Genomic DNA, 22,533 nt, shown 5'->3' with positions numbered 1-22,533 from the left:
CAGTCAGTTGGACGCAGCCGTCTGGGCTTCCACCGGTCTTATCCGGTCACCATCACGCACGAATGCTCCAGCTTTCTCGACAACCTTGTCTCCAGCGGCAAGACCGCTGACAATCTCGATAAAACCGCCGTCTTCGATGCCGGTCTCGATCTTCACCTGCTTGACGACGTCGCCTTCCACCTTGCGGGTGGTGGAGCCTTCACGCCCGGAGGTGACGGCCGACAGCGGCAAAGCGAGCGCATTCGTCTCCTCGACGATGATCGCCGCGCTGGCATACATGCCGGAACGCGCCGGGCTGTCGGTCGGCAGAACCACATGCACGGAGCCGAGGCGCGTCGTCGGGTCGACGGTGGGTGAAACGAGGCGTACCTTGCCCTCTATTTTCTCAGCTCCGCCGGCAACCGTCAAATAGGCTTTCTGGCCTGCCTTGACCTTCTGGATATCGGTCTCGGAGAGATCGGCGACGAGTTCTATCGCGCCGTCCTTGATGACGGTGAACAGCGGATTGCCCGCACCGCTGGCGATTGCGCCAACCTTGGCGTTCTTGGCGGATACGATGCCGGCGACCGGGGTTTTCACGCCGGTGCGCGTCAGCTTCAGATCGATGTCGTCGATCTGCGCGTCGACGACCTTGATGTCGGCTTCGCCGGCGGAAACGGCCTGTTTGGCCGCATCAAGGCGGGCCTGCGCCACCTGAGCGGCCGCTTCGGTCTTTTCCGTCTCGGAGACGGAGCCGGAGCCGCTCTGGCCGAGCTTGGCGGCGCGGTCGCGCTGGCGAAGGGCGTCATTGAGATTGGCCTGCGCTTCCAGCACCTGCGCCTTCGACTGGGTGACTGAGGCTTCGGCCTTGGCCTTGTTGGCCTCAAGCTGGCTCTTTTGCAGCACGAGGCTGTCGGAGGACAGCACGGCCAGAACCGCATTCGCTTCCACCCGGTCGCCGATATCCGCGTTCAGCGTGTCGATCGACAGGCCGTCGACCAGCGGCTGGACGTAAATCTCGTCCACGGGGCGGATCGTGCCGGTGGCGATGATGCGGTCCACGAGATCGCGTTTTGCCGCATGGGCGACGATGATGGAAGGCAGGTTCTGCTGTTTGACCGGTGCCTGCGCCTCTCCCTCGGCGGCTGCGGAGAGGGGAAGCGCCGTTGCGGAAAGAAGAAGGAATACAAAGCGGTTAAACGTGACTTTATGCTGCATGTGTCTTGGCTCGCGCAATATCCGATCGCATGTCCTGCAGCCCCAAGGCTCTTTTTTAAAAGGTCATGCGATAGCGAATGTGAAACAAGGGATCACAATACTTCCTTTTCGATCCTCCCGATTCAAACGCCCCTCAACGCGAATCTTAAGCACCTTTGCCCTGTGCTTATTTTACAAGATCAAATTTGGCAGTCTTGTGGGCGGGACTGTAATTCTTGTTGTCGTACAAATCAATCCGCATAGCCGCGATGGTTGATATACATTTTTGTATAGGTCGGGATATTGTAATTCGTCAAATGGGTTACCAGTGAAATAGGCGAGGTGCTTATACCTTCGAACTATCGGCGCATTCTGGCAAAGCCTTCAAAAGAAGATCGACGCCAGATGGGAAATCGAGTTGAGCGATTCTCACCGACGTCATCCTCGGCCTTGTGCCGAGGATCTACAATGTTGTGATTTTGTTGACGTGGTTAGATCCTTGGGACAAGCCCAAGGATGACGTCGAGAGAATTGGCGCCTTGGTACCAATCATAAATCAGAACGCGCGGACCTCCCGCGCGCTCCATTATCTAGGCGTCACTTCGAACTATTTCAGCGCCGCATCGGTGATTTCGGTGGTGAAGGCGCCTGTCGGTTCCTTGGTGATGACCGGATCGGAGCCGCCGCCCAGCAGCGTCTTGACGGTACGGTCATAGTCCGCCTTGTCGAGTGCGCCCTTCGAGCCGGCGGTCAGTTTTGCCACTTCGCCCATCATGCGCTTCTGGTGTTTTTCGGTCTGGGCGCCGGAGGCGTCGTTTTCGAGAACGATATCGGCGGCGTCGTCAGGGTTTTCTTCCGCCCATTTCCAGCCCTTCATGGAAGCGCGGACGAATTTCACCATGTCTTCCTTGAACTTGGCGTCTTTCAGCTTGTCTTCCAGAACGTAAAGCCCGTCTTCCAGCGTCGCCACGCCCTCCGCCTCGTATTTGAAGGTGACGAGTTCCTCCGGCTTGATGCCGGCATCGATGACCTGCCAATATTCATTATAGGTCATGGTGGAAATGCAGGCGGCCTGTTTCTGTAGCAGCGGATCGACATTGAAGCCCTGTTTGAGAACAGTCACGCCGTCCGCACCGCCGGTGGTCGGGATTTTCAGGTGCGCCATCCAGGACAGGAACGGATATTCATTGCCGAAGAACCAGACGCCCAGCGTCTTGCCCTTGAAATCTTCCGGCTTGGTGATGCCGGTTTCTTTCAGGCAGGTCAGCATCATGCCTGACGATTTGAACGGTTGGGCGATATTGACCAGCGGCACGCCCTTTTCGCGGGTGGCGAGTGCGGATGGCATCCAGTCGACGATGACGTCTGCACCGCCGCCGGCCAGAACCTGCGCGGGCGCAATGTCCGGTCCGCCGGGCTTGATGTCGACATCGAGGCCTTCGGCTTCGTAAAAACCCTTGTCCTTGGCGACGTAATATCCGGCGAACTGCGCCTGGGTGACCCATTTGAGTTGAAGGGTGATCTTGTCGGCGGCCTGCGCTCCGAATGCGGTCAGGAGTGACGCGCCGGCAAGAAGCATGGATGCAAGTTTCATTTTCATCGCTGTTCCCTTTTTCGTTATTACGTTCGTCCCCCACGGACGGACGGATGCCAGAAGGTGACGGCCCGCTCCGCGAGCGCCACGAGACCATAAAAGCCGGAGCCGGCGAGCGCGGCGACCGCGATTTCGGCCCAGACCATATCGACATTGCTGCGGCCCATTTCCGCCGAGATGCGGAAACCCATGCCGACGATGGGCGTGCCGAAGAATTCCGCGACGATGGCGCCGATCAGCGCCAGCGTGGAATTGATCTTCAGCGCGTTGAAGATGAAGGGCCAGGCGGCGGGCAGGCGCAGTTTCAGCAATGTCTGCCACCAGCCGGCGGCATAGGTACGCATCAGGTCGCGTTCCATGTGGCTGGAAGCGGCAAGCCCCTGAACCGTGTTCACCAGCATGGGGAAGAAGGTCATGATGACGACGACGGCGACTTTCGACTGCCAGTCGAAGCCGAACCACATGACCATGATCGGCGCGATGCCGACGACCGGCAGAGCCGAGACGAAATTGCCGATGGGCAGCAGCCCGCGCTGGAGGAAAGGCGACCGGTCGATGAGAATGGCGACGAGGAAACCGAGGCCGCAGCCCAGCACATAGCCCGTCAGTACCGATTTGATGAAGGTCTGGCGGAAATCGGCCCAGAGGATCGGCAGGGAGCCGGCGAGCCGTGCGACGATGGCGCTTGGGGCCGGCAGCAGGATGGGCGGCACGGAAAAACCTCTCACCACGCCTTCCCAGAGCGCGAGGATGGCCAGCCCGAAGAGGAGCGGCACGGCGATGCGGCCGATGCGTTTTGCCGCTGGTGTGGAGAAACGGCGGCGCACCAGCCATTCGTTGAAGGCCCAGGCGGCAAGCCAGAACAGGATCGCGCCGAAAAACCAGCCGGGATGGGTCATGGCCGGGCTCCCATTCTCTTGAGGACGGCGGCATGGGCGATGCCGATGATGGATACGAGAAGGGCAGCCACACCGGCGGCCATGAACAGCGCCGCCCATATCTGCACCGTCTGGCCGTAATAGGAGCCGGAAAGCAGGCGCGCGCCGAGCCCGGCAACGGCGCCCGTCGGCAATTCACCGACGATGGCGCCGACCAATGCGATGGCGACGGCGATCTTCAGCGAGGTGAAGAGATAGGGCAGCGCTGCGGGCCAGCGCAGCTTCCAGAATATCTGGCCGGGCGAGGCATTATAGGTGTGCATCAGGTCGAGCTGGATGGTTTCCGGGCTTCTGAGACCCTTCACCATGCCGACGACGATGGGGAAGAAGGAAAGATAGGTGGAGATCAGCGCCTTCGGCAGCAGCCCGGAAATACCGATGGAGTTCAGGACGACGATGATCATCGGCGCGACGGCGAGGATCGGGATGGTCTGGCTGGCGATGATCCACGGCATGACGGAGCGGTCCATGGCGCGGTTATGCACGATGGCGACGGCAAGCAGGATGCCGAGTACCGCGCCGATGGCGAAACCGAGCAGGGTGGCCGAGAGCGTGACGCCGGCGTGATAGATGAGGCTGCGCTTGGAGGTGATGGCCTTGTTGACCGTGGTGTCCCACAGTTCGGCGGCAATCTGGTGCGGGGCGGGGAGAACCGGGCGCTCCTGGGCGAAGGTTTGCGGCAGGAGTTCGAAGAAGCCCGGCGTTTGACCGGCGCGGGTGGCCTGGTCGCGGGCGAAGGGCATGTTGAGGTAAACGACCGCGAGGTGCCAGAGGATGAGGATGGCGAGGAGGACGGTGAGGATGGGGAGGATGCGGTGGCGGAGGAGGGTCATGGGTTTTCGCTCCGCCGCTCAATCCGAGGGTGCGGCTTACCCCCCTCTGTCCTGCCGGACATCTCCCCCTCAAGGGGGGAGATCGACTCGTGGTGAGTTCTCGTCCATCTGAAAGCTTGAGAATGGAGTGGCGAAATCGCGTCTTGCCGATCTCCCCCCTTGAGGAGGAGATGCCCGGCAGGGCAGAGGGGGGTAAAGCCTCTCGCAATGAGCGTGCATCGAAAATCACCCCTCATAGCTATGCCCCGCCTTCAGCCCCTCACGCACCCGATGCGCAATCGCCAGGAATTCCGGTGTCTCGCGAATCTCCAGCGGCCTTTCCCGTGGTAGCGTCGATGTGATCACATCCGTCACCCGGCCCGGCCGGGGCGACATGACGACGATCTTGGTCGAGAGATAGACCGCTTCGGGAATGGAATGGGTGACGAAGCAGATGGTCTTGCCGGTCGTATCCCAGAGTTTCAGAAGCTGTTCGTTGAGGTGATCGCGAACGATCTCGTCCAGCGCGCCGAAGGGCTCGTCCATCAACAGCAGGTCGGCATCGAAGGCGAGCGCGCGGGCGATGGAGGCGCGCTGCTGCATGCCGCCGGAAAGCTGCCAGGGATATTTCTTGCCGAAACCGTTGAGATTGACGAGATCGAGCGTGCGCTCGATGCGCTCGCGCTGCTCGGCCTTGGTATAGCCCATGATTTCGAGCGGCAGGGCGATGTTCTTTTCGATGCTGCGCCATGGATAAAGGGCGGCGGCCTGAAAAACGTAACCGTAAGAGCGGTCCCGGCGGGCGTTTTCCGGCGTCGTGCCGTTGACGGTGATGTCGCCGGATGTGTGTTTTTCCAGATCGGCGATGACCCGCAGGAAGGTGGTCTTGCCGCAGCCGGAAGGGCCGATGAAGGAGACGAAATCGCCCTTGCCGACCTCCAGGTCGACATTGGAGAGCGCGTGCACCGGGCCATCGCCCGTTTCAAAGGTGAGGCCGAGATTTCTGGCGGAAACGACGGAATAGGGGGAGGCCTGGTTCATCTGGGCTTGGTTTCGCTTTCCGTCAGGGCCGCGCGCGCCAGCGGCAGCATTTGGGTTTCCGTAAGCCTTGCGATCGTTATGCCGGGGTGGCGGTCGAGATCGAGCCAGCGCACTTCCTCTATTTCCGCCTGCGGGGCGACATCGGCATGAAGCCTCGCGATGAATGTATGGGCGACGACGTCGGCCCCCGTCTCATTGGCGGCCTCCTCGCGAAAGACGCCTTCATAACGGGCGGCATTTTCGGGCAGCGTCAGGCCGATTTCCTCGGCAAGTTCGCGGTGAAGCGCCTGTTCCGGCGTTTCGCCCGGATCGATCTTGCCGCCCGGCTGCATGAATTGCGTGGTGCCGCGCTTGCGCACGACAAGCATTTGTCGCCGCTCATTGAGGAGAACGGCTGCGGCGATGACGATTTCGCGTTTCGGCCCGGCGCTCACGGTCATACACCCGATGCCGGAATGCCGCTGCGCTCCACCTTGCGCGGCGCGACGAGTTCCTTCCAGGTGGAAAGCGCCCGGCTGACGGCGGGATAGGGATCGCGGGCGATGAACTGGCCGTGGCCCGGCTGCGTTTCGATGGTGGCCTCCTCGATGCTGACGAGACCGCGCGACAGGGTGTAGCGCGGCAGGCCTTTGACCTTCTGGCCTTCGAACACGTTGTAATCGATGGCCGATTGCTGGCTCGCCGCGCTGATGGTTTTTTCCAGCGCCGGATCCCAGACGACGATATCGGCATCGCTGCCGACGAGGATCGCGCCCTTTCTGGGATAGATGTTGAGGATCTTGGCGATGTTGGTGGAGGTGACGGCGACGAATTCGTTCATCGTCAGCCGGCCGGTCGCCACGCCATGGGTCCAGAGCAGCGGCATGCGATCTTCCAGCCCGCCGGTGCCGTTCGGAATCCTGCGGAAATCTCCAAGGCCGAAACGTTTCTGCTCGGTGGTGAAGGCGCAATGGTCGGTCGCCACGCATTGCAGCGAGCCGGAGGCGAGACCCGCCCAGAGGCTGTCCTGATGCTGCCGGTTGCGGAAGGGCGGCGACATCACCCGGCGGGCGGCGTGATCCCAGTCGGCATTGGCATATTCGCTTTCATCGAGGATCAGGTGCTGGATCAGCGGTTCGCCATAGACCCGCATGCCGTTTTGCCGGGCGCGGCGGATCGCTTCATGCGCCTGTTCGCAGGAGGTGTGGACGACATAAAGCGGCGCACCCGCCATATCGGCGATGATGATGGCGCGGTTGGTGGCCTCGCCCTCCACCGAGGGCGGGCGGGAATAGGCATGCGCCTCCGGCCCGACATTGCCTTCCGCCATCAGCTTTTCCTGCATCTGCGCGACGATATCGCCGTTTTCCGCATGCACGAAGGGGATGGCGCCCAGTTCGGCGCAGCGCGAGAAGGAGGCGAACATCTCGTCGTCATTCACCATCAAAGCGCCCTTATAGGCCATGAAGTGCTTGAAGGAGTTGATGCCCTTTTCCCGAACCACCGTCTTCATCTCGTTGAAGACCTGCTCGCCCCACCAGGTGACGGCCATGTGGAAGGAATAATCGCAATTGGCCCGCGTCGCCTTGTTGTCCCATCGCTGCAGGGCATCAAGAAGCGACTGGCCGGGCTCCGGCAGGCAGAAATCCACCACCATGGTCGTGCCGCCGGCAAGCGCCGCGCGCGTGCCGCTCTCGAAGTCATCGGCGGAATAGGTGCCCATGAAGGGCATTTCCAGATGCACATGCGGATCGATGCCGCCGGGCATGACATAACATCCGGTGGCATCGAGTACCGTGCCGCCGCTCAGATCGGGCCCGATCTCGGTGATCCTGCCGCCTTCTATCTTCACATCGGCCTTATAGGTGAGGTCGGCGGTGACGATGGTGCCGTTCTTGATGATGGTGGCGGTCATTCCACGATCTCCGCAGTCTCGAGCACCGCATGCAGCAGCACATCGCAGCCGGCGGCGGCCCATTCCGGCGAAATCTCCTCGGCCTCATTGTGGGAAAGCCCGTCCACGCAGGGGCAGAAGATCATGGTGGAGGGGGCGACCCGTGCCGTCCAGCAGGCATCGTGGCCGGCGCCGGAGATGATGTCCATGTGGCTGTAGCCGAGTTTTTCGGCGGCAGAGCGCACGCGCCCGACCAGAACCGGATCGAAGGTGACGGGATCGAAATGGCCGATGGCTTCGATCGAGCAGCCGACGCCGAGTTCTTCGGCGATCTGCGGCACCTCGCGTTCGAAGATGGCGCGCATGCTGTCGAGTTTCGCCTGTGAGGGGGTTCTGAGGTCGATGGTGAAGACCACCTTGCCGGGCAGCACATTGCGGGAATTGGGTGTGAAGATCATCTGGCCGACGCCGGCCACCGCACCCGGCTGGTGGGCCATGGCCACTTCCTGCACCTTTTCGAGAATGCAGGCGGCGGCAAGGCCGGCATTGACGCGCATGGTCATCGGGGTGGAGCCGGTATGGGCTTCCTTGCCGGTCAGCGTCACTTCCGCCACCACAAGCCCTGGCAATGGGTGACGACGCCGATCCGTTTGCTTTCCGCTTCCAGGATCGGCCCCTGTTCGATGTGATATTCGAAATAGGCGTGCATTTTGCGCGCGCCCACCTCTTCCTCGCCCAGCCAGCCGATGCGCTTCAGCTCTTCGCCATAGGTCTTGCCGTCGGTATCGGTGCGGCCATAGGCATAATCGAGATCGTGAATGCCGGCGAAGACGCCGGAGGCCAGCATGGCCGGGGCAAAGCGCGCGCCTTCCTCGTTTGACCAGTTGGTGACCGTGATCGGATGTTTGGTCTTGATATTGAGGTCGTTCAGGCTGCGCACCACTTCCAGCCCGGCCAATACGCCGAGCACGCCATCAAATTTGCCGCCGGTCGGCTGGGTGTCGAGGTGGCTGCCGATATAAACGGGAAGCGCGTCCGGGTCCTCGCCGGGGCGGGTGGCGAACATGGTGCCCATGCGGTCGACGCCCATCGTCAGCCCGGCCGCTTCACACCAGCGCTGGAAGAGGCGGCGGCCTTCCGCATCCTCATCCGTCAGCGTGCGGCGATTATTGCCGCCGGCAATGCCGGGGCCAATCTTCGCCATATCCATCAGACTGTCCCACAGACGGTCGCCATTGACCGTCAAGTTCTTACCCGCCGCCATGAAGTGTCGTCCTCACCTGTTTTGTTTTTATCGAAGCAAAGCTTGTGCCGTTCCCTTTTTTGCCGGTTAAGATAACAGCCATTGCCTTGTGATGGCGATGGGGGATAAATTGACCGGCTGGTAAACATTGCAAATTCGCGGTGGCGTCAGCAAGGGATTTTCGTGACGAATCGCAGTAATTTTGCCTAAACTGTACGCGTAGATTATTTTTTAAGCATACTGTAACGGCAATTGCATGGAAAAGAAACAGAGAGCTGAGAATGGCCATACCGCGCGCAGCGAAAACACAGAAGCGGACCCGCATTCAGGAAGAAAAGCAGGAAGCGATTCTTGAAGCCGCGCTCAGTGTTTTTTCCACAAACGGGTTTCGCGGCTCCACCATAGACCAGATTGCCGAGGCGGCCGGCATGTCGAAACCGAACGTGCTTTATTATTTCCGCACCAAGGAGGCGATGCATCGCGCGCTGATCGAGCGGGTGCTGGACACATGGCTCGACCCGCTGCGCGCTTTCGATGCCGAGGGAAATCCTGAAAGCGAGATTCGCTCCTATATTCGTCGCAAGCTGGAAATGTCGCGCGATTTCCCGCGTGAAAGCCGCCTGTTCGCCAATGAGATCCTGCAGGGCGCGCCGCATATCGAAGATGAGCTGAAGGGGCCGCTGAAACAACTGGTGGATGAAAAGGCCGAGGTCATCCGCGCCTGGGTGAAGGCCGGACGGATGGCCAAATGCGATCCCTATCATCTTATTTTTTCCATCTGGTCGACCACCCAGCATTATGCGGATTTCGATGTGCAGGTGCGGGCGGTGCTGGGCGAGAAGAATGGCGGCGAGGGCCGTTTCGAGGATGCGGCCCGGCATCTGGAGCAGCTTTTCATGGGCGGATTGCGGATAAACGGCTGAACGGAACCATTCTCGCGCCTAGAGTGTTTTCGCGTTCTTCGAATCGCGAAAACACTCTAACTCTTTGTTTTGGCGCATTTCCGGACGGAAAACCGGGTCCACTTTTCCTGGAAATGCTCTAAGCAATCGATTCTTCATGTCGAAACATGAGGAAAATTATCACCTTTATACTTTACTCCAAAACTCATCTTTATTATGGTGCCGGCATCCCGAACGTCCGGGGCATTGAAAAATCAACCGGCAGGTGAGGGAATGGCACGCAAGGAAAAGAAGAAGGCCGAACGCGGCGGCAAGCAGGGCAAGGGCGCTCCCCAGACTGAGCGGGATGTGGCCGAACAGCAGCTTTCCGGTCCGAAAAGCTTTCTTTATGTCGGCGGCCGTGACTGTCAGGTTGCGCATCTTCGCCAGATCGCCAGCAATTTCGGCGCGGAGCTCATTCATCACGATGGCGGCCTGCGTGAGGCCGTCTCGCGCATCGATACCGTGCTTCCCTCCGTCGACTGCGTTTTCTGCCCCATCGACTGTATCAGCCACGATGCGTGTCTGCGGGTGAAGTCCGGTTGCAAAAAATTCGGCAAGACGTTCATTCCGCTGCGCAACGGCAGCAAATCCAGTCTGGAGCGGGCGCTGCAGACCATGAATGAACGGACCTCGAACGATGAGCGACGAGCGCAATAATTTTAAGGATGGAGTGCCAGCGGCGGCGGAAGCCTGCCGTGTGGAACTGCACAAGATGGCCGAACAGGCCGCCGATCCGGCGTTGCCGGACATCTATGAACTCATCGGTGAACGCGAAAGGCGCAACCGCCTTGCCGGAAGCGGCGGCAATGTCGTGACCTTTCCCTATCTGCGCACCCGCCAGCCCGGTGAAACGCCGTCCTTCGAAATCGGCGCGGCGGCCGAAGAGGGCCGCAATATCCTGTCGTTTCGCTGGACGCGGCGTAAGGGCTAAAGCTGAAGCATTTCCGGTCAAAGTGCGAAGCGGTTTCACGCCCGGAAAATGCTTAAAACAAAGATGTAGGGCACGTCCGACGGTTCGATTTAAACCGGACGTGCTCTAACCCTTCGGCTTCAGAAATGCTCCGGCGCACAGCACCAGCCATCCGGCAATCATGCCGAGGCCACCCGTGGGTGCGGCGTAGGGAAACAGGCTGTGGCCGGAAAAATGGCGGGTGACGAGATCGCCGACAAAGATCGCGGTGCCGAGGCCGAGGATCAGGCCCGCGGGAATGGCGGTTCTGATGCGATCCGCGCCAATATGGAGCGCTACCAGCACCGGCGCATGCGCCAGCGCCATGGCCGAGGCATTGCCGAGCATATAGGTTTCGCCGGTATGGGTGGCCGCGGCTGCGAGCATGACGCCGGCCGCGCCCAGCAGGCCGCCCAGCAACAGAATGAAGGCCCGCAATCTGTCGCGGGGCAGGCTTGCGATGGTCGCGCTCTGCGTGGTCATTGGCTGTCCGCCTCCTGGTTCTGCATGTGAAAGGCCAGCCGCTCGACCGGCGTCCAGATGATCTCGCGCAACTTCGGATTCTCGATGGTCTCGTCCATGGCGCGGCGGAAGCAGAGCAGCCATTCATCCCGCTCGGCGGGGCCGATGGGGGCGACGAAGTGGCGGCGGCGGAGCATCGGGTGGCCGTGTTTCTCGACATAGACGGGCGGTCCGCCAAGATATCCCGTCAGATAATCGTAAAACTTCGCCTCGCTGCCGGAAAGATCGGCCGGATGGATGGCGCGGCAATGCGCCGCTTCGGGCAGGGTGTCCATCAATTCATAGAAACGCCGGGTCAGCGCCCTGACGGTCGCATCGCCACCGATCGCTTCGTAAAGGGTAATGGTCTCGCCGCTCATAATCCGCCTCGTGTGGCCCTCCGGTCCTTATCGCTCCATGGAGCCGGAAGAGCAACAGGGCACGGGCGGGGTGCGACATTTGCGACAGGTCAAAGAGGACAGATGCCGGGCAAGCCCGGCATCGCGCAAGGCGTCACCCAAAATTGCGGATGAGATCGAGTCCCTTGTTCAGAAGCGTTTCGGCCTCGTCCTGATTGGCCGCTTCGACGTAGCAGCGCATTTCGGGAGCATTGCCGGAAGGGCGGAAATGGATGGTGCTGCCATCGGTGAGCGCGACGCGCAGGCCGTCGATGTCGCTCAGCGCCTTCACGGTGCCGACCGGCGCGAGGAATGCCTCGAGATTGCTGCGCGAAGCGCGCAGATGCGTCATCAGGGCGGCGCTCTTTTCCTGCGCGAAATTTTCCAGGCGGTCGGCGGCGGCGACCGGCAGGTTATAGGCGGCGGCGATCTGCGACAGCGGCTTTTTCTGTTCTGCCGAGAGAAGCAGCACGGCGAGAACCGGCAGGAAGCTGTCACGCGTCGGCAGCGGCGAAAGCGCCCTGCCGTTAAGTGTGAAGGCGGAGGCCGTCAGCAGGCCGCCATTGGCCTCGAAGCCCATGACACCGCTCTTGCCGGCGGCGAGCGCCTCAGCCATGCCCGCGATCACGAAGGGGGAGCCGACTTTGGTGCGGATGACGTCGAACGAGCCGCTCGCCTCGATGCCGGAATTGGAGGTGACGGGGGTGACGACCACGCCGGCGCCGAGGAAATTGGCGGTGATCAGGCCGATGAGGTCTCCGCGCAGCGGCACGCCGTTTTCATCGGTCAGCAGGGGACGGTCGCCGTCGCCATCGGCAGAAACGATGGCGTCGAGACCGTGCTCCGGCGACCATTTTTTGAGAAGGGCCAGCGTTTCCGGCGAGACCGCTTCGGTATCGACAGGGATGAAGGTTTCGGAGCGGCCGAGCGGAACGACATCCGCACCATAATGGGCAAGCACGTCGACAAAGAGATCGCGCGCCACCGTGCTGTGCTGGTAAACGCCGATCTTGAGGCCGGAGAGCGCCTTTTCCGGCAGCAGCGCGATATTGCGCTCGTAGAAAAGTTCGGCTGCGGTGGCGGAATGGTCCTCGGCGGTCGCCGCCTCGTCACTGATGCCTTCCGCTTCGATTTCGGCGGCAAGAGCGGCAATCGCCGTCTCGTCCTGCTTGTCGATTTCACCGTCCGGGCGGTAGAACTTGATGCCGTTGCGGTCGGCCGGGATATGCGAACCGGTGATCATCAGCGCGCCGGCCTTGAGCGACAGGCCGTAAAGCGCCAGCGCCGGTGTCGGCACCGTGCCGCAATCGAACGGGGTCAGGCCGGCTTTTTTGAGCGCGGCGATGCAGGTGGCGGAAACATCCGGGCTCGAATCGCGGAAATCGCGGCCGACGAGAATGGGATCGCCCGCCTTTGCCTGGCCCGATGTGAGAAGGTGCCTCGCAAATGCCGTGGCATAGACGGCCGAGGCTTTTCCTTTCAGATCGACGGAGAGGCCGCGAAGGCCGCTCGTTCCAAATTTCAGGCTCATTCCAAACTCCGTTTCGATAAAATCTTTGAGGGTCAAATGGATAATGCAAAAATATAACGGTTGAAAGAACCGTATCGATCCATTCGAGTCAATCATCCCTTTCAACGTGGCCGCGAATAGGCGATGATGGCGGGACTGATGCGGGTAACCTAAAATTCACCCGTCATATTTAAACTTGTCCGTCGATAGCGGCTCTGGCGACGATGGGAACCCTCTGTTGCCGGCCTTTTTGTGGTTCGTTCGAGTTGGATTGGCTGATGTACAGGCTTCAAAAGGCGGAACATAAGCAGGCACGTCCGCTCGATGAAAAAACGGCGCCTGCCGCGAGAACCCATGGTTCCCTGCTGGACGATCTGGTGGATGAGGACGAGGTTTTCGAGCGCACGGTGCTGAAGGAGCATCTGGAGCCGAAACCGGCGAAGACCGTCGCCGAGCCGGCCGCGGCCGAGACGCCGGTGAAGGCGGCTTCGCCGAGCGGCAGTCTGGCGGCTGCGCTGCCGGGCCTGAAACATATCGACAGGATCGGTGTGGATGACATCATCCTCTGGCTTCGCAAAGGCATCGTCTGGATCGTGCTGGCAATCGTTCTCTGCGTCGCCGGCGCGCTGACCTATGCCTCCATGACGCCGCCGCGTTACAAGGCCTATACGGATATCGTCGTCAATCCTTCCAACCTGAATGTCGTCAATGACGGGGTGTTTTCTCCCAACCAGCAGCGCGACACGCAAATCCTCGAGGTGGAAAGCAAGTTGCGCACCATCACCTCGCGCAACGTGCTGGCGCGGGTGGTGGACGAGCTGAAGCTCGATCAGGACCCTGAATTCATCAGCCCGCCGCCGCTCGCCCGGCTGAAGGCGATGTTCTCATCGAAACCGGAGGATGACGACAACCGCGTCGGCGCGCTTCGTTCGCTCGGCGACCGGGTGGCGGCGGAACGCGACCCGCGCTCCTTTGTCGTGACGCTTTCGGTCTGGACCAATGACGCGGAAAAATCGGTGACTGTCTCCAAGGCCATCGTGAAGGCTTTCGAAAGCGAACTGTTCCAGACAAACTCCGACAGCAGTCAACGCGTCGTTGACGATCTCAGGAAGCGGCTCGAGGAAATGCGCGAGAATGTGACCGCCGCCGAAAAGCGCGTGGCCGATTTCCGCCGCGAGAACGGCCTGCAGGAAAATAACGGCCAGCTCGTCAGCAATCTGGCTTCCGGTGAGCTGAACGCTCAGGTGCTTGCGACCCAGCAGCGCCTCATTCAGGAAGAATCGCGCCTCAAGCAGATGGAGGCGGCGATTGCGCAGAACCGCACCCAGAGCGACGCCATATTCGATAGCCAAACGATGAATACGATCCGCGCGCAATACAGCACGCTGCAACAGCAGATCGGTGCGATGACGCTGACCTATGGCGCGCGCCATCCGCGTCTTGCGACCGCGGGTGCGGAGCGGGCGATGCTGGAACAGGGAATGGCGGATGAGGCGCGGCGTATCCTTCAAGCGGCAAAGATCAATGTCGCGGAGGCGCGCTCCTCACTCGATGCCCTGCGGCTGAAAGCGGTGGCGGAACGCGCCAATGTCTTTACCGACAATGAGGCGCAGGTGCGGCTGCGTGATCTCGATCGTGACGCCCGCTCGGCGGCGGCGATCTATGAGACTTATCTCACCCGCTCGCGCCAGCTTGCCGAACAGCAGTCGATCGATTCCACCAATGTGCGGGTGATTTCGCAGCCGGTTGCGCCCAATTCCAGAAGCTGGCCGCCCGGCAAGCTGACGTTCCTCATTGCCGGCGGTATGGGCGGCCTGTTCCTCGGTCTGGCAATTGCCGTGGCGCTCGGCCTCTGGGGTTATCTTCGCCGGGACGATCACGCGGATGTCACAGCGCGGTAAGACAAGGCGGCTGTGCGTCGCCTTATTCTTCCGAAATCAGACCGTCATAAACCTCGAGCAGCGCGGCGGCGATGGCCGCGCCCAGCGCATTGCCGGCATCGCGAATGCCGGCCTCGTCGCCGTCGCGAACCGAAATGGCAAGATCGGACGCCTCGTTGGCGACGATTTCTTTCGCCCGTTCTATCGCCCAGAGGCCGAAATCGCCGCGATTGTCGATCGAGATTGTTTCCATGGCCGGAGCCCTTCCGTGGTTTGATTTCCGCGTCCCTTAACCCATCGGCTGAGAAACCGGAATAGGCGGAAAATGTGGCGCACAACCTTCAGGCGTGTAAAATGGCTGCCGCATACGGGGATTTATAAAAATATTAATGATAGTTCTTCGTAGTGTTTGAAGCCTTATACCCTAAGCATAAGCGTGAATATAACAATGAAACGATGCCTATCTTGGACACCGGACAGATTATGACAGGGAGAGAGATGCCGGATGCGGAGGGGACTGGCCAGGTCTGGCCGGTTATTCCGCTTGCGGCGTTGCCCATTACCGACGCGACTATCGACGAAACCGCGCGGGATTTCATCCTGCGCGCGACGACGGCGCGTGCGGCCGGTGCAAGACCGTTTTATTCGACATCGGCAAACGGTCAGGTCATCGCGCTTTGCCATCACGATAGGGAATTCGACGCCATGCTGCGGCAGGCGGACCAGATTCATGCGGACGGCATGTCGCTGGTGATCTTTTCCCGCAAATTCTGCCGGAAGGCATTGAGAGAACGGGTTGCGACCACGGATCTCGTTCATGCCGTTGCGAAGCGCGCCGAAGAGACGGGCAGCCGGTTCTATTTCCTCGGCGGCTCCGAAGAGGTGAACCGCGCGGCGGTCGAGGAAATGCAGAGGCTTTATCCGCGCCTCATATTTGCGGGGCGGCGCAACGGTTATTTCAGCCGGGCCGAGGAGGAGGCGATCCTCGCCGATATCGCGGCATCCGGGACGGATATTCTCTGGGTTGGCTTCGGCATACCGCTGGAGCAGCGTTTCGTCTCGCGCAATCTGGACAGGCTTTCCGGCATCGCCGTGATCAAGACCTGCGGCGGCCTTTTCGATTTCCTCGCCGGCAAGAACAGCCGGGCGCCGCAATGGATGCAGGATATGGGGCTGGAATGGCTTTACCGGGCCATGCTCGAGCCGAAGCGGCTCGGAAAACGTTACCTGCTGACCAATCCTATCGCCATATATTCGCTGCTGAAGTATCGCTTCGGAGCTTCGGGACAAGGTCGCTAGATCATCGCGACAAGCTGCTGCTGCGCGAAGAATAAAGCGCGCCTGCGCCTCCCGCCCGACAATATAAGATTTTCCTAACTTATTGAATGGATGCGCTGCGTCGCTGAAATCCGTTGCAACTGCGAACATCTGCGCTACACTGCATCAATATTACAAATTTATTCGAATCATAGATTTATTGAGGCCACCAATGGTGATTACGTCCATTTCTCTTTTCATATATGGAATTGGCACCGTTACCTCTCTCGCCATGACCTATATCGAAGGCGCCCGCCGCGACAAGGACTGGGATTTTTATCGCGTCACCGGCATTGTCCTTTGTTTCTTCTGGCCGGTGCTCGTGCCGCTCCTCGTCCTCGCGACGGCCTTGTCGTCGTTCGGTTTCCAGAAACGGTTCACGAATACGATCTCGCTCGGCAGGCAAAAAACCCTTAGCTGAGCCGAAACTATCCCGCTTCAGCTCTTCTTCGCCGGCGCCTTGTAGGGCGTGAGCGTAATGCCGAGGCTCGCCATCACGCGGCCGATGGACATCAGCGGCGGATGCGTGGCTGGCAGCAGGGTTCCGGTTTTCACGAAGGCGGAAACGGCGCGGACAAGAGACAGGCACAGGCTGACGGCATTTTTGGCGGCAAGCAGCAGCCCGCCTTTCAGGCCGGGGCGTCGGGCGCGGTCGATGCTGTAATTGATGATGCCGGTTCGGAGCGAGCGCTCCATGATCCAGCGCGGCGCCATGCGGTTTTCCGGCACATATTCGATGATGAGCGCCTGCGCATTCCAGGCGAATTTGAAACCGGCCTTGCGGCAGCGGGTGAAGAAATCCATGTCGCCGCCGCCGAGGAAGTTGAAGCGCACGTCGAATTCCGGTTTCGCCAGCGTCTCGAAAACCCGCCGTGAGATCAGGCAGTTGCCCGATCCGTGGATTTGCTCGACGAGGCCGGTCGGCGCTTCGATGGAGCCGAACAGCGGATGCGAGAGAACCGCCTTCGAAGCCGGTGCGTCGAATTCCCGGTTGACCGGGCCGCCGACGATATCGACGCCGAAGGATTTCGCGGCCGAAACCATTTCGGCAAGCCAGACAGGGGAGGCGGCCTCGTCGTCATCGATCATCAGGAACCACTCAGCCGAAGCATAGCTTTGCCGGGCGGTGCGGAAGGCGGTGTTGATGGCGTAACAATTGCCCTGCGTCGGTTCGACCAATGCCTCGCCGGCCATGCCGCTTTCGGCGAAAAAGGCGCGCGCGACCGCAAGACCCGCCTGACCCGCGCCGTCATTATCGACCACGACGATGGCGAAGGGAAAATCGACCTTCTGGGCCGCGAGTGACCGAAGCGTCTTTTTCAGGCCTTCCGGGCGGCGGAAACTCGGAATGCACACCACCGCTTCCGGCATGATCTCGGACATGGAAACTCCTAAATTCCGGCAAGCGCTGCGGCGGAAAAAACGACGGCCCTGAGGCTCTGGCGCGGGCGATTGAGGAAGGTATCGGCCAGCGCCGAAAAGGCCTCGCGGTAGCGGCGGGCGCGGAAGGCCTGCGCCACGGTATAGGCATTCATGTGGTTTTCGGATCGGCGGCGAAGCCGCCGCAGCTCCGGCGGCGAAACGGCAGCGACGATGGCCGGGTCGGAAAACACGGCCTCGATCGCCGGTTCGCAATCCCGGAAGGTCAAAAGCCGGTTCATCATCACGCTCGTCCTGTGCACACGGTAATCCAGCACATGGCAGCCGGGCAGGTAAACGAAACGGCCGGCGGCGGCGAGCCGGCACCAGCCATACCAGTCTTCGGCATAACGCAAAGTCTCGTCGAAACCGCCGAATTCCTGAAAGATGCGGGTTCTGACCAGCATGATGCCGCCATTGACGATGAAGTTGCCGCCGAGCAGCGGCTGGAGAATGAAACCATCGGGTTTTTCCCGGCGGCGAATGAGATTGCGCCGGCCGATCTTGACGCCGTTTTCATCGATGCGCTCGTAATCGCCATAGACGGCGACGACATCCGGCCCGGAAATGCCGGCGCAAAGGGCCGCGATGGCGCCCGGTTTCAGGCGATCGTCGGCATCGAGAAACATCGTCCACTCGCCGCGCGCCTGCGACAGGCCGAAATTGCGCACGGCGGAAACGCCCTGCCTTCCCTGCGGCCGGGCAAGCAATTTGACGCGAGGGTCGGAAAAACCTTCTACCTTTTGTGCGGTGGTGTCGGTGGAGCCGTCATCGACCACCAGCACTTCGCCGATGGTCTCGCCCTGCAGCAACACGCTTTCGATCGCTTCCACGATGTAACGCTCGCCATTGCGAACGGGAATGACAATCGAAACGGAAACCAAGACTTCAAACTCCATGCGGCGTGGGCCAAGAATTCGCACAGCGAAGTTACTACCGCATTAAGCGGGTCTGGCCAATTATGACGTGGTATAACGTCGGTTAACCTTGCAAATCTTTAATATCCTTTTCCTATGATCGGAATGTTATGTTTTGGGAATAAAGGTTGTGGAGGCGGGTGCATGCGGATCGGGCGGCGGAATTTTATGGGCGGTGCGGCAAGCGCTGGCCTGCTGCATGCCGTGGCCGGCCCGGCCTTTGCCGCGCAGAAGAAAGCGGCGAGCAAAACCGCCCCTTATGGCGCGGCTGTTTACCTGCCGGATCTCACCGCCGATAGCCGCATCGGCGAGGCGGTGGTGAAATATTGCTCGCGCATCACCCCCGTTACCGAAATGAAATGGGAGGTCCTGCGGCCTTCGGCGGAGGCGTTCGATTTCGCCGCCGCCGATGCAATCGCCAATTTCGCCCGTCAGCACAAGCTTTCCATGCACGGCCATCCGCTGATCTGGTATGCCTCCAACGCGCCCTGGCTTGCGAGCATCGGCGGCGGCGTGAAGGTCGAGAAGCTGATGGAGACCCATATCGTCACGGTGATGGAGCGTTATAAGGACGTGATCCATAGCTGGGATGTGGTCAATGAGCCGATCCCCGATGTGCCGGGCAATGTGCGCGCGCGGCGCGATGCATGGTATTACGGCGCCGGGCCGGACGCCATCAAGAAGGCTTTCGAGATCGCCCATGCGGTCGATCCGAAGGCGCAGCTCGTGCTCAACGAATATGACGTGGAATTTGCCGCCGAGAAATCGCCGGCCAAGCGCGCGGCCTTCCGCAATCTCATTCTCGAACTGCTGGAGAAGGGCGCGCCGATCAACGCCGTCGGGCTGCAGGGGCATTTGCGCGGCGGCTGGCCGATCGCCAAGGACGAGCTTGCCGCCTTCGCGGCGGAAATGCGCAGTTACGGTCTTGCCGTTCTGGTGACGGAGCTGGATGTGATGGACCAGACGCTGCCCGCACCGGAGGCCGAGCGCGATATGCTGATCAACGGCCAGGTCCGCGAGTTTCTGGAGGCGGCTTCCGCGGGCGGCGCGCTTTCCTCCATCACCACATGGGGCATCTCGGATCAATATAGCTGGATCCGCTGGGCCTATCCGCGCCGGGACGGCACCGCCAACCGGCCGCTGCCGCTGGACTGGAGTTTCAACCAAAAACCCATGATGGCCATCATCAATGAATTCCGGAACCGTGGTGCATGACTATGAATGCTGAAATGCCGCTTCCTCCCGTGCAAAAGGCGCTGCAAATCAACCTGCATCCCTTCGATGCCCCGCATGCGGCCCTGACCCTGCCGCATCAGCTCAGGGTCTGGGGCGGACAGGTGGACCGCATTCTCCTCACCGTCGATACGGGCCAGGTGGGGGCCGGCCGCTACAAGGGCAACGGTTTCGATGCGGCGCGCCAGCGTCTCTTCGACATGCTGGAGGAAATGCAGACCAATTATCCGCATCTGCATGTGGATATCGTCGATTACAGCGATGCGGCGCGCAACGCCGTGACGGAAACCTTCTTTCCCCGCTCGCCGATTCCCTATCCCGCCAAGGCTTTCGATGGCGGGCCTTTCCATGTCTATTTCTACGGGCTGAAACGCGCCAATGCCCGTTATGTGCTGCATATGGACAGCGACATGATGTTCGGCGGCGGCAGCCAGAGCTGGTTCGGCGAGGCCATCGCGCTTCAGAAGGCCAATCCGGATGCGCTGTGCATCACGCCCTTTTCCGGGCCGCCGACGGTGCGCGGCGATCTGGATATTTCCCGCCATGTCGGCATGCCCGGCGTGAAGAACATACCTGCGCCGCGCAAGCTGCCGTCGCGCATTCCCACCTGGCGTTTCGCCACCGCGTCCACCCGGCTTTTCATGATCGACATGGAACGCTTTGCGAAACGCATCGGCTCGCTGGAACTGCTCAAGCCCGATGTCAAACGGCGCATCCGCTCCTATGCCTATAACCAGCAGCCTGTCTCGATGCCCGCCGAGGAGGTGCTGAGCATGAACATGATGCGCACGGGTGTTTATCGCCTCGATTTTCTCGGCACGGGCAAGGGCATGTATTCACTGCATCCGCCCTATCGCTCGCCGGAATTTTATGCGGCGCTCGCCTCCATCGTCGAGCGCATCGAAAAGGGCGATATTCCCGAGGGCCAGCTCGGCGATTTCGATATTAACGGGTCGATGGTGGACTGGACCAGCGCGCTGGCGGCCAAGACACGCTCCAAACGTTATGCGAAAGCGCTGCGCCATCTCATCTCGGCCAATGTCGGGCGGTTCAGCAAGGCTTGAAGGTTTCGATCCGTCTTCCGTCGTGAGGCGGGGCGGGGGCTCAATAGTCGGTGATGAGCTTGCTCCAGCTCTCCGAGCACAGTCCGCCAATATAGATGTCGCCGGCCAGCGCCCTTTCCCGCAGGGCGTCATCGCGCGTCGCCATGCAGAAATAACCGTCATGGCGGAAGCTCATGTGGTTCTGGCGGTAAAGCGCGTTGATGAGAAAGGGCTGCGCCATGCCGGTGACATGGGCATAGTTCTCGTCATCGAAATGGCGGAACAGGGTGTTGAGCACATCGTTTTCGCAACCGGCATCGCAGACGAGATTGAGCACATAGGCCGTTCTCCCCCGCTGGCCGAAAAACAGCGCAGCGCCCATGGCGTGGCCTTCGGCATTCTCGATCACCACGCCCTTCAGTTCGCCGAGGCTTTCATTGGTCCTGCTCATCTCTATCAGCCAGTGGAATTCCTCGTGAGACCATTCCGGGCGAATGGAAAAACGCTCGATCATCGCGAGCGCCCTGCGGCGGAAGGTTTCGTAATCCACGGTTCTCACCGTAGCGCCGGCGGCCTTCTGCGGTCTCAGACCCTTCTTCCACCGTCGCAGGATTCCATCCATAAATCCGAGCGCGGCGAGCGCCAGCGTGGTCTTTGCCAGTTTGGAACGGCGCGGCATGCGCAGCGCGATGGTGCAGAAGGGCTTGAGCGCCTTGTGCCATTGCAGGCTTTCAATCGGCAGCATGTTGCCGCCGGTCGCCACCCAGTGATCGGCGCTGACGGGTGAAGCCGTATCCGAGAACAACATGTCGTGTTTGGATGCCCGCATGCCGCGGGACAGACGCGCCGCGCCGAGTGCGCCGCGTTTCCCGTCCGATGCGAAGGCGCAGAGCAGCCGTGCGGTAATGGTTTTTCCATTCGCAACGAAGCGCATGGGCACGGCGAGAATGACGCTGGTGACCCCGTTCTCCCCGGCATCGTAGACAACGCTGCCGTTTTCCGGACTGAAGGCGGGACTGCCGAAAAACAGTTTTTCGATATAGGAGCGGAAATCGAAGTTCCGCTCCTGCCCGGTTTTCCTGAAAGCGCTGTTGAGCACGGCTTCGACAGACGGAACGTCTTCCCTGCGCATGGGGCGAATGCCGGACACACCGATTTGAACCGGGCGTTGTGTCAAGTGACCGCTATCGCCATCGTCCATATGGGTGTGTATCGGAACGTCCACCGTCGGCCCCCACCTTTTGTGCATTGACGAAATCAACCATAGGCAGCGTATATTTTAATATCTTAATATAGATATAAAACCGGTAATCCGCTCGGCTATGAAATGTTCTTAAAAGAATAAAACTGTTTTATATCAATGTATTAATTGAAAGTCGCTGCATTATTTTAGGTTAACAAAATATACTTAAGTAAGCAACCGAGGGATGAAATATGGATCATTTTTTGTGGATGCTTTTTTGGGTTTCGAAGTTTAATTTTTGGAAATGACTGTCTTGCCTTTTTCTCTCGCTTTTGATTTTCCGGGAAAAAAGTGAGCGATCATGGTGCTATCTTCCCGTGCATCACGGATAACAAAAAAATGGGATTAGTGCGGGCCAGCCTCATGGAGGACGTGGCGGAGGGGGAACCGGAGAGAGCCGGCGGCGGAGCGGGCATCGTCCCGACGTCTTGCAAGGGCGTTCGCTCCAGATGATATTTTGAAATGATTTTTCGTCATAAATATGTAAAAGAGCCGATTGTTG

Annotated in this window: 21 protein-coding genes and 2 pseudogenes; 8 read left to right on the top strand and 15 right to left on the bottom strand. The window is 60.3% G+C overall.

Going from position 1 to position 22,533, the window contains the following annotated elements; all coding sequences use genetic code 11:
- Nucleotides 1–3: 3 nt before the first annotated feature.
- From L901_RS06080 to L901_RS06045, 8 genes and pseudogenes are all read right to left on the bottom strand, one after another.
- The gene (locus L901_RS06080) at nt 4–1,197 is read right to left on the bottom strand and encodes an efflux RND transporter periplasmic adaptor subunit (protein ID WP_003520590.1); all 1,194 of its coding nucleotides are present in this window, start codon (nt 1,195–1,197) and stop codon (nt 4–6) included.
- 586 nt (nt 1,198–1,783) lie between these two features.
- The gene (locus tag L901_RS06075) at nt 1,784–2,776 is read right to left on the bottom strand and encodes an ABC transporter substrate-binding protein (protein WP_059754460.1); all 993 of its coding nucleotides are present in this window, start codon (nt 2,774–2,776) and stop codon (nt 1,784–1,786) included.
- A gap of 20 nt (nt 2,777–2,796) precedes the next feature.
- Nucleotides 2,797–3,669, bottom strand: coding sequence for an ABC transporter permease (locus tag L901_RS06070; RefSeq protein WP_059754457.1), 873 nt, complete (start codon nt 3,667–3,669; stop codon nt 2,797–2,799).
- Nucleotides 3,666–4,541, bottom strand: coding sequence for an ABC transporter permease (locus tag L901_RS06065; protein WP_059754454.1), 876 nt, complete (start codon nt 4,539–4,541; stop codon nt 3,666–3,668). Before L901_RS06065 ends, L901_RS06070 begins: the two co-directional genes overlap by 4 nt.
- A 225-nt stretch (nt 4,542–4,766) precedes the next feature.
- Nucleotides 4,767–5,561: an ABC transporter ATP-binding protein gene (locus L901_RS06060; RefSeq protein WP_003520586.1), complete on the bottom strand. Its 795-nt coding sequence runs from the start codon at nt 5,559–5,561 to the stop codon at nt 4,767–4,769.
- Nucleotides 5,558–6,001 (bottom strand): NUDIX domain-containing protein, encoded by a 444-nt coding sequence (locus L901_RS06055; RefSeq protein WP_059754451.1) that lies wholly within the window; start codon nt 5,999–6,001, stop codon nt 5,558–5,560. The genes L901_RS06060 and L901_RS06055 overlap by 4 nt, the downstream gene beginning before the upstream one ends.
- Nucleotides 5,998–7,455 (bottom strand): dihydropyrimidinase, encoded by a 1,458-nt coding sequence (hydA, locus tag L901_RS06050; RefSeq protein ID WP_059754448.1) that lies wholly within the window; start codon nt 7,453–7,455, stop codon nt 5,998–6,000. The genes L901_RS06055 and hydA overlap by 4 nt, the downstream gene beginning before the upstream one ends.
- A pseudogene (locus L901_RS06045) lies at nt 7,452–8,698 on the bottom strand (Zn-dependent hydrolase). The gene hydA and the pseudogene L901_RS06045 overlap by 4 nt, the downstream one beginning before the upstream one ends.
- Before the next feature lie 260 nt (nt 8,699–8,958).
- Between L901_RS06045 and rutR the strand changes: the two are divergent.
- From rutR to L901_RS06030, 3 genes and pseudogenes are all read left to right on the top strand, one after another.
- Entirely contained in the window at nt 8,959–9,600 is a 642-nt protein-coding gene (rutR, locus tag L901_RS06040) for an HTH-type transcriptional regulator RutR (RefSeq protein WP_003520582.1), read from the top strand.
- Nucleotides 9,601–9,954: 354 nt separating this feature from the next.
- Nucleotides 9,955–10,278 (top strand): annotated as a pseudogene (locus L901_RS06035) (DUF2325 domain-containing protein); the annotation flags it as partial.
- On the top strand, nt 10,259–10,552 hold the full coding sequence (locus tag L901_RS06030) for a hypothetical protein (RefSeq protein WP_059754447.1): 294 nt from the start codon (nt 10,259–10,261) through the stop codon (nt 10,550–10,552). The pseudogene L901_RS06035 and the gene L901_RS06030, both read left to right, overlap by 20 nt.
- 105 nt (nt 10,553–10,657) lie before the next feature.
- Here the strand turns inward: L901_RS06030 and L901_RS06025 are convergent, their stop codons facing one another.
- The 3 genes from L901_RS06025 to uppO form a co-directional block, all read right to left on the bottom strand.
- Nucleotides 10,658–11,053: a DUF423 domain-containing protein gene (locus L901_RS06025; RefSeq protein ID WP_059754444.1), complete on the bottom strand. Its 396-nt coding sequence runs from the start codon at nt 11,051–11,053 to the stop codon at nt 10,658–10,660.
- The gene (locus L901_RS06020) at nt 11,050–11,451 is read right to left on the bottom strand and encodes a group II truncated hemoglobin (RefSeq protein ID WP_059754443.1); all 402 of its coding nucleotides are present in this window, start codon (nt 11,449–11,451) and stop codon (nt 11,050–11,052) included. Before L901_RS06020 ends, L901_RS06025 begins: the two co-directional genes overlap by 4 nt.
- Nucleotides 11,452–11,584: 133 nt before the next feature.
- Nucleotides 11,585–13,000, bottom strand: coding sequence for a polysaccharide biosynthesis phosphomannomutase UppO (uppO, locus tag L901_RS06015; protein ID WP_059754440.1), 1,416 nt, complete (start codon nt 12,998–13,000; stop codon nt 11,585–11,587).
- Between the two features lie 257 nt (nt 13,001–13,257).
- Between uppO and uppM the strand changes: the two genes are divergently transcribed.
- Entirely contained in the window at nt 13,258–14,880 is a 1,623-nt protein-coding gene (gene uppM / locus L901_RS06010; RefSeq protein WP_059754617.1) for a polysaccharide biosynthesis protein UppM, read from the top strand.
- Between the two features lie 22 nt (nt 14,881–14,902).
- Here the strand turns inward: uppM and L901_RS27335 are convergent, their stop codons facing one another.
- Nucleotides 14,903–15,112: a hypothetical protein gene (locus L901_RS27335; RefSeq protein ID WP_003509414.1), complete on the bottom strand. Its 210-nt coding sequence runs from the start codon at nt 15,110–15,112 to the stop codon at nt 14,903–14,905.
- A 245-nt stretch (nt 15,113–15,357) separates the two neighbouring features.
- Between L901_RS27335 and uppL the strand changes: the two genes are divergently transcribed.
- Together uppL and L901_RS05995 are read left to right on the top strand one after the other, a co-directional pair.
- Nucleotides 15,358–16,158: a polysaccharide biosynthesis UDP-hexose transferase UppL gene (uppL, locus tag L901_RS06000; RefSeq protein WP_059754439.1), complete on the top strand. Its 801-nt coding sequence runs from the start codon at nt 15,358–15,360 to the stop codon at nt 16,156–16,158.
- A gap of 190 nt (nt 16,159–16,348) precedes the next feature.
- The gene (locus L901_RS05995; protein WP_003520570.1) at nt 16,349–16,597 is read left to right on the top strand and encodes a hypothetical protein; all 249 of its coding nucleotides are present in this window, start codon (nt 16,349–16,351) and stop codon (nt 16,595–16,597) included.
- 17 nt (nt 16,598–16,614) lie between these two features.
- Here the strand turns inward: L901_RS05995 and uppJ are convergent, their stop codons facing one another.
- Both uppJ and uppH read right to left on the bottom strand, forming a co-directional pair.
- A complete protein-coding gene (gene uppJ / locus L901_RS05990; RefSeq protein WP_059754436.1) occupies nt 16,615–17,559 on the bottom strand; it encodes a polysaccharide biosynthesis UDP-hexose transferase UppJ in 945 nt (314 codons plus the stop codon).
- Between the two features lie 8 nt (nt 17,560–17,567).
- The gene (uppH, locus tag L901_RS05985; protein WP_233283546.1) at nt 17,568–18,479 is read right to left on the bottom strand and encodes a polysaccharide biosynthesis endo-1,4-beta-xylanase UppH; all 912 of its coding nucleotides are present in this window, start codon (nt 18,477–18,479) and stop codon (nt 17,568–17,570) included.
- Nucleotides 18,480–18,656: 177 nt separating this feature from the next.
- Between uppH and uppI the strand changes: the two genes are divergently transcribed.
- Both uppI and uppG read left to right on the top strand, forming a co-directional pair.
- On the top strand, nt 18,657–19,727 hold the full coding sequence (gene uppI, locus L901_RS05980) for a polysaccharide biosynthesis UDP-hexose transferase UppI (protein WP_059754434.1): 1,071 nt from the start codon (nt 18,657–18,659) through the stop codon (nt 19,725–19,727).
- A gap of 2 nt (nt 19,728–19,729) precedes the next feature.
- Complete coding sequence (uppG, locus tag L901_RS05975; RefSeq protein WP_059754431.1) at nt 19,730–20,809, top strand: polysaccharide biosynthesis glycosyltransferase UppG; 1,080 nt, start codon at nt 19,730–19,732, stop codon at nt 20,807–20,809.
- 40 nt (nt 20,810–20,849) lie between these two features.
- Here uppG and L901_RS05970 read toward each other — a convergent pair whose 3' ends face one another.
- Nucleotides 20,850–21,920 carry a hypothetical protein gene (locus tag L901_RS05970; protein WP_059754429.1) on the bottom strand — a complete coding sequence of 357 codons (1,071 nt, stop codon included), beginning with the start codon at nt 21,918–21,920 and terminating at the stop codon, nt 20,850–20,852.
- Between the last annotated feature and the right edge of the window lie 613 nt (nt 21,921–22,533).

The organism is Agrobacterium sp. D14, assembly GCF_001526505.1.
Taxonomy (GTDB): domain Bacteria; phylum Pseudomonadota; class Alphaproteobacteria; order Rhizobiales; family Rhizobiaceae; genus Agrobacterium; species Agrobacterium leguminum.
Note: the sequence above shows the minus strand (reverse complement) of the source record. Positions and strands in the feature narration are given on the sequence as shown.

Excerpts from the sequence above, each read along its gene's own strand:
- L901_RS06080 (WP_003520590.1), bottom strand. The coding sequence starts at position 1,197 with ATGCAGCATAAAGTCACGTTTAACCGCTTTGTATTCCTTCTTCTTTCC.
- L901_RS06075 (WP_059754460.1), bottom strand. The coding sequence starts at position 2,776 with ATGAAAATGAAACTTGCATCCATGCTTCTTGCCGGCGCGTCACTCCTG.
- L901_RS06070 (WP_059754457.1), bottom strand. The coding sequence starts at position 3,669 with ATGACCCATCCCGGCTGGTTTTTCGGCGCGATCCTGTTCTGGCTTGCC.
- L901_RS06065 (WP_059754454.1), bottom strand. The coding sequence starts at position 4,541 with ATGACCCTCCTCCGCCACCGCATCCTCCCCATCCTCACCGTCCTCCTC.
- L901_RS06060 (WP_003520586.1), bottom strand. The coding sequence starts at position 5,561 with ATGAACCAGGCCTCCCCCTATTCCGTCGTTTCCGCCAGAAATCTCGGC.
- L901_RS06055 (WP_059754451.1), bottom strand. The coding sequence starts at position 6,001 with ATGACCGTGAGCGCCGGGCCGAAACGCGAAATCGTCATCGCCGCAGCC.
- hydA (WP_059754448.1), bottom strand. The coding sequence starts at position 7,455 with ATGACCGCCACCATCATCAAGAACGGCACCATCGTCACCGCCGACCTC.
- rutR (WP_003520582.1), top strand. The coding sequence starts at position 8,959 with ATGGCCATACCGCGCGCAGCGAAAACACAGAAGCGGACCCGCATTCAG.
- L901_RS06030 (WP_059754447.1), top strand. The coding sequence starts at position 10,259 with ATGAGCGACGAGCGCAATAATTTTAAGGATGGAGTGCCAGCGGCGGCG.
- L901_RS06025 (WP_059754444.1), bottom strand. The coding sequence starts at position 11,053 with ATGACCACGCAGAGCGCGACCATCGCAAGCCTGCCCCGCGACAGATTG.
- L901_RS06020 (WP_059754443.1), bottom strand. The coding sequence starts at position 11,451 with ATGAGCGGCGAGACCATTACCCTTTACGAAGCGATCGGTGGCGATGCG.
- uppO (WP_059754440.1), bottom strand. The coding sequence starts at position 13,000 with ATGAGCCTGAAATTTGGAACGAGCGGCCTTCGCGGCCTCTCCGTCGAT.
- uppM (WP_059754617.1), top strand. The coding sequence starts at position 13,258 with ATGTACAGGCTTCAAAAGGCGGAACATAAGCAGGCACGTCCGCTCGAT.
- L901_RS27335 (WP_003509414.1), bottom strand. The coding sequence starts at position 15,112 with ATGGAAACAATCTCGATCGACAATCGCGGCGATTTCGGCCTCTGGGCG.
- uppL (WP_059754439.1), top strand. The coding sequence starts at position 15,358 with ATGCCGGATGCGGAGGGGACTGGCCAGGTCTGGCCGGTTATTCCGCTT.
- L901_RS05995 (WP_003520570.1), top strand. The coding sequence starts at position 16,349 with ATGGTGATTACGTCCATTTCTCTTTTCATATATGGAATTGGCACCGTT.
- uppJ (WP_059754436.1), bottom strand. The coding sequence starts at position 17,559 with ATGTCCGAGATCATGCCGGAAGCGGTGGTGTGCATTCCGAGTTTCCGC.
- uppI (WP_059754434.1), top strand. The coding sequence starts at position 18,657 with ATGCGGATCGGGCGGCGGAATTTTATGGGCGGTGCGGCAAGCGCTGGC.
- uppG (WP_059754431.1), top strand. The coding sequence starts at position 19,730 with ATGAATGCTGAAATGCCGCTTCCTCCCGTGCAAAAGGCGCTGCAAATC.
- L901_RS05970 (WP_059754429.1), bottom strand. The coding sequence starts at position 21,920 with ATGCGCAGGGAAGACGTTCCGTCTGTCGAAGCCGTGCTCAACAGCGCT.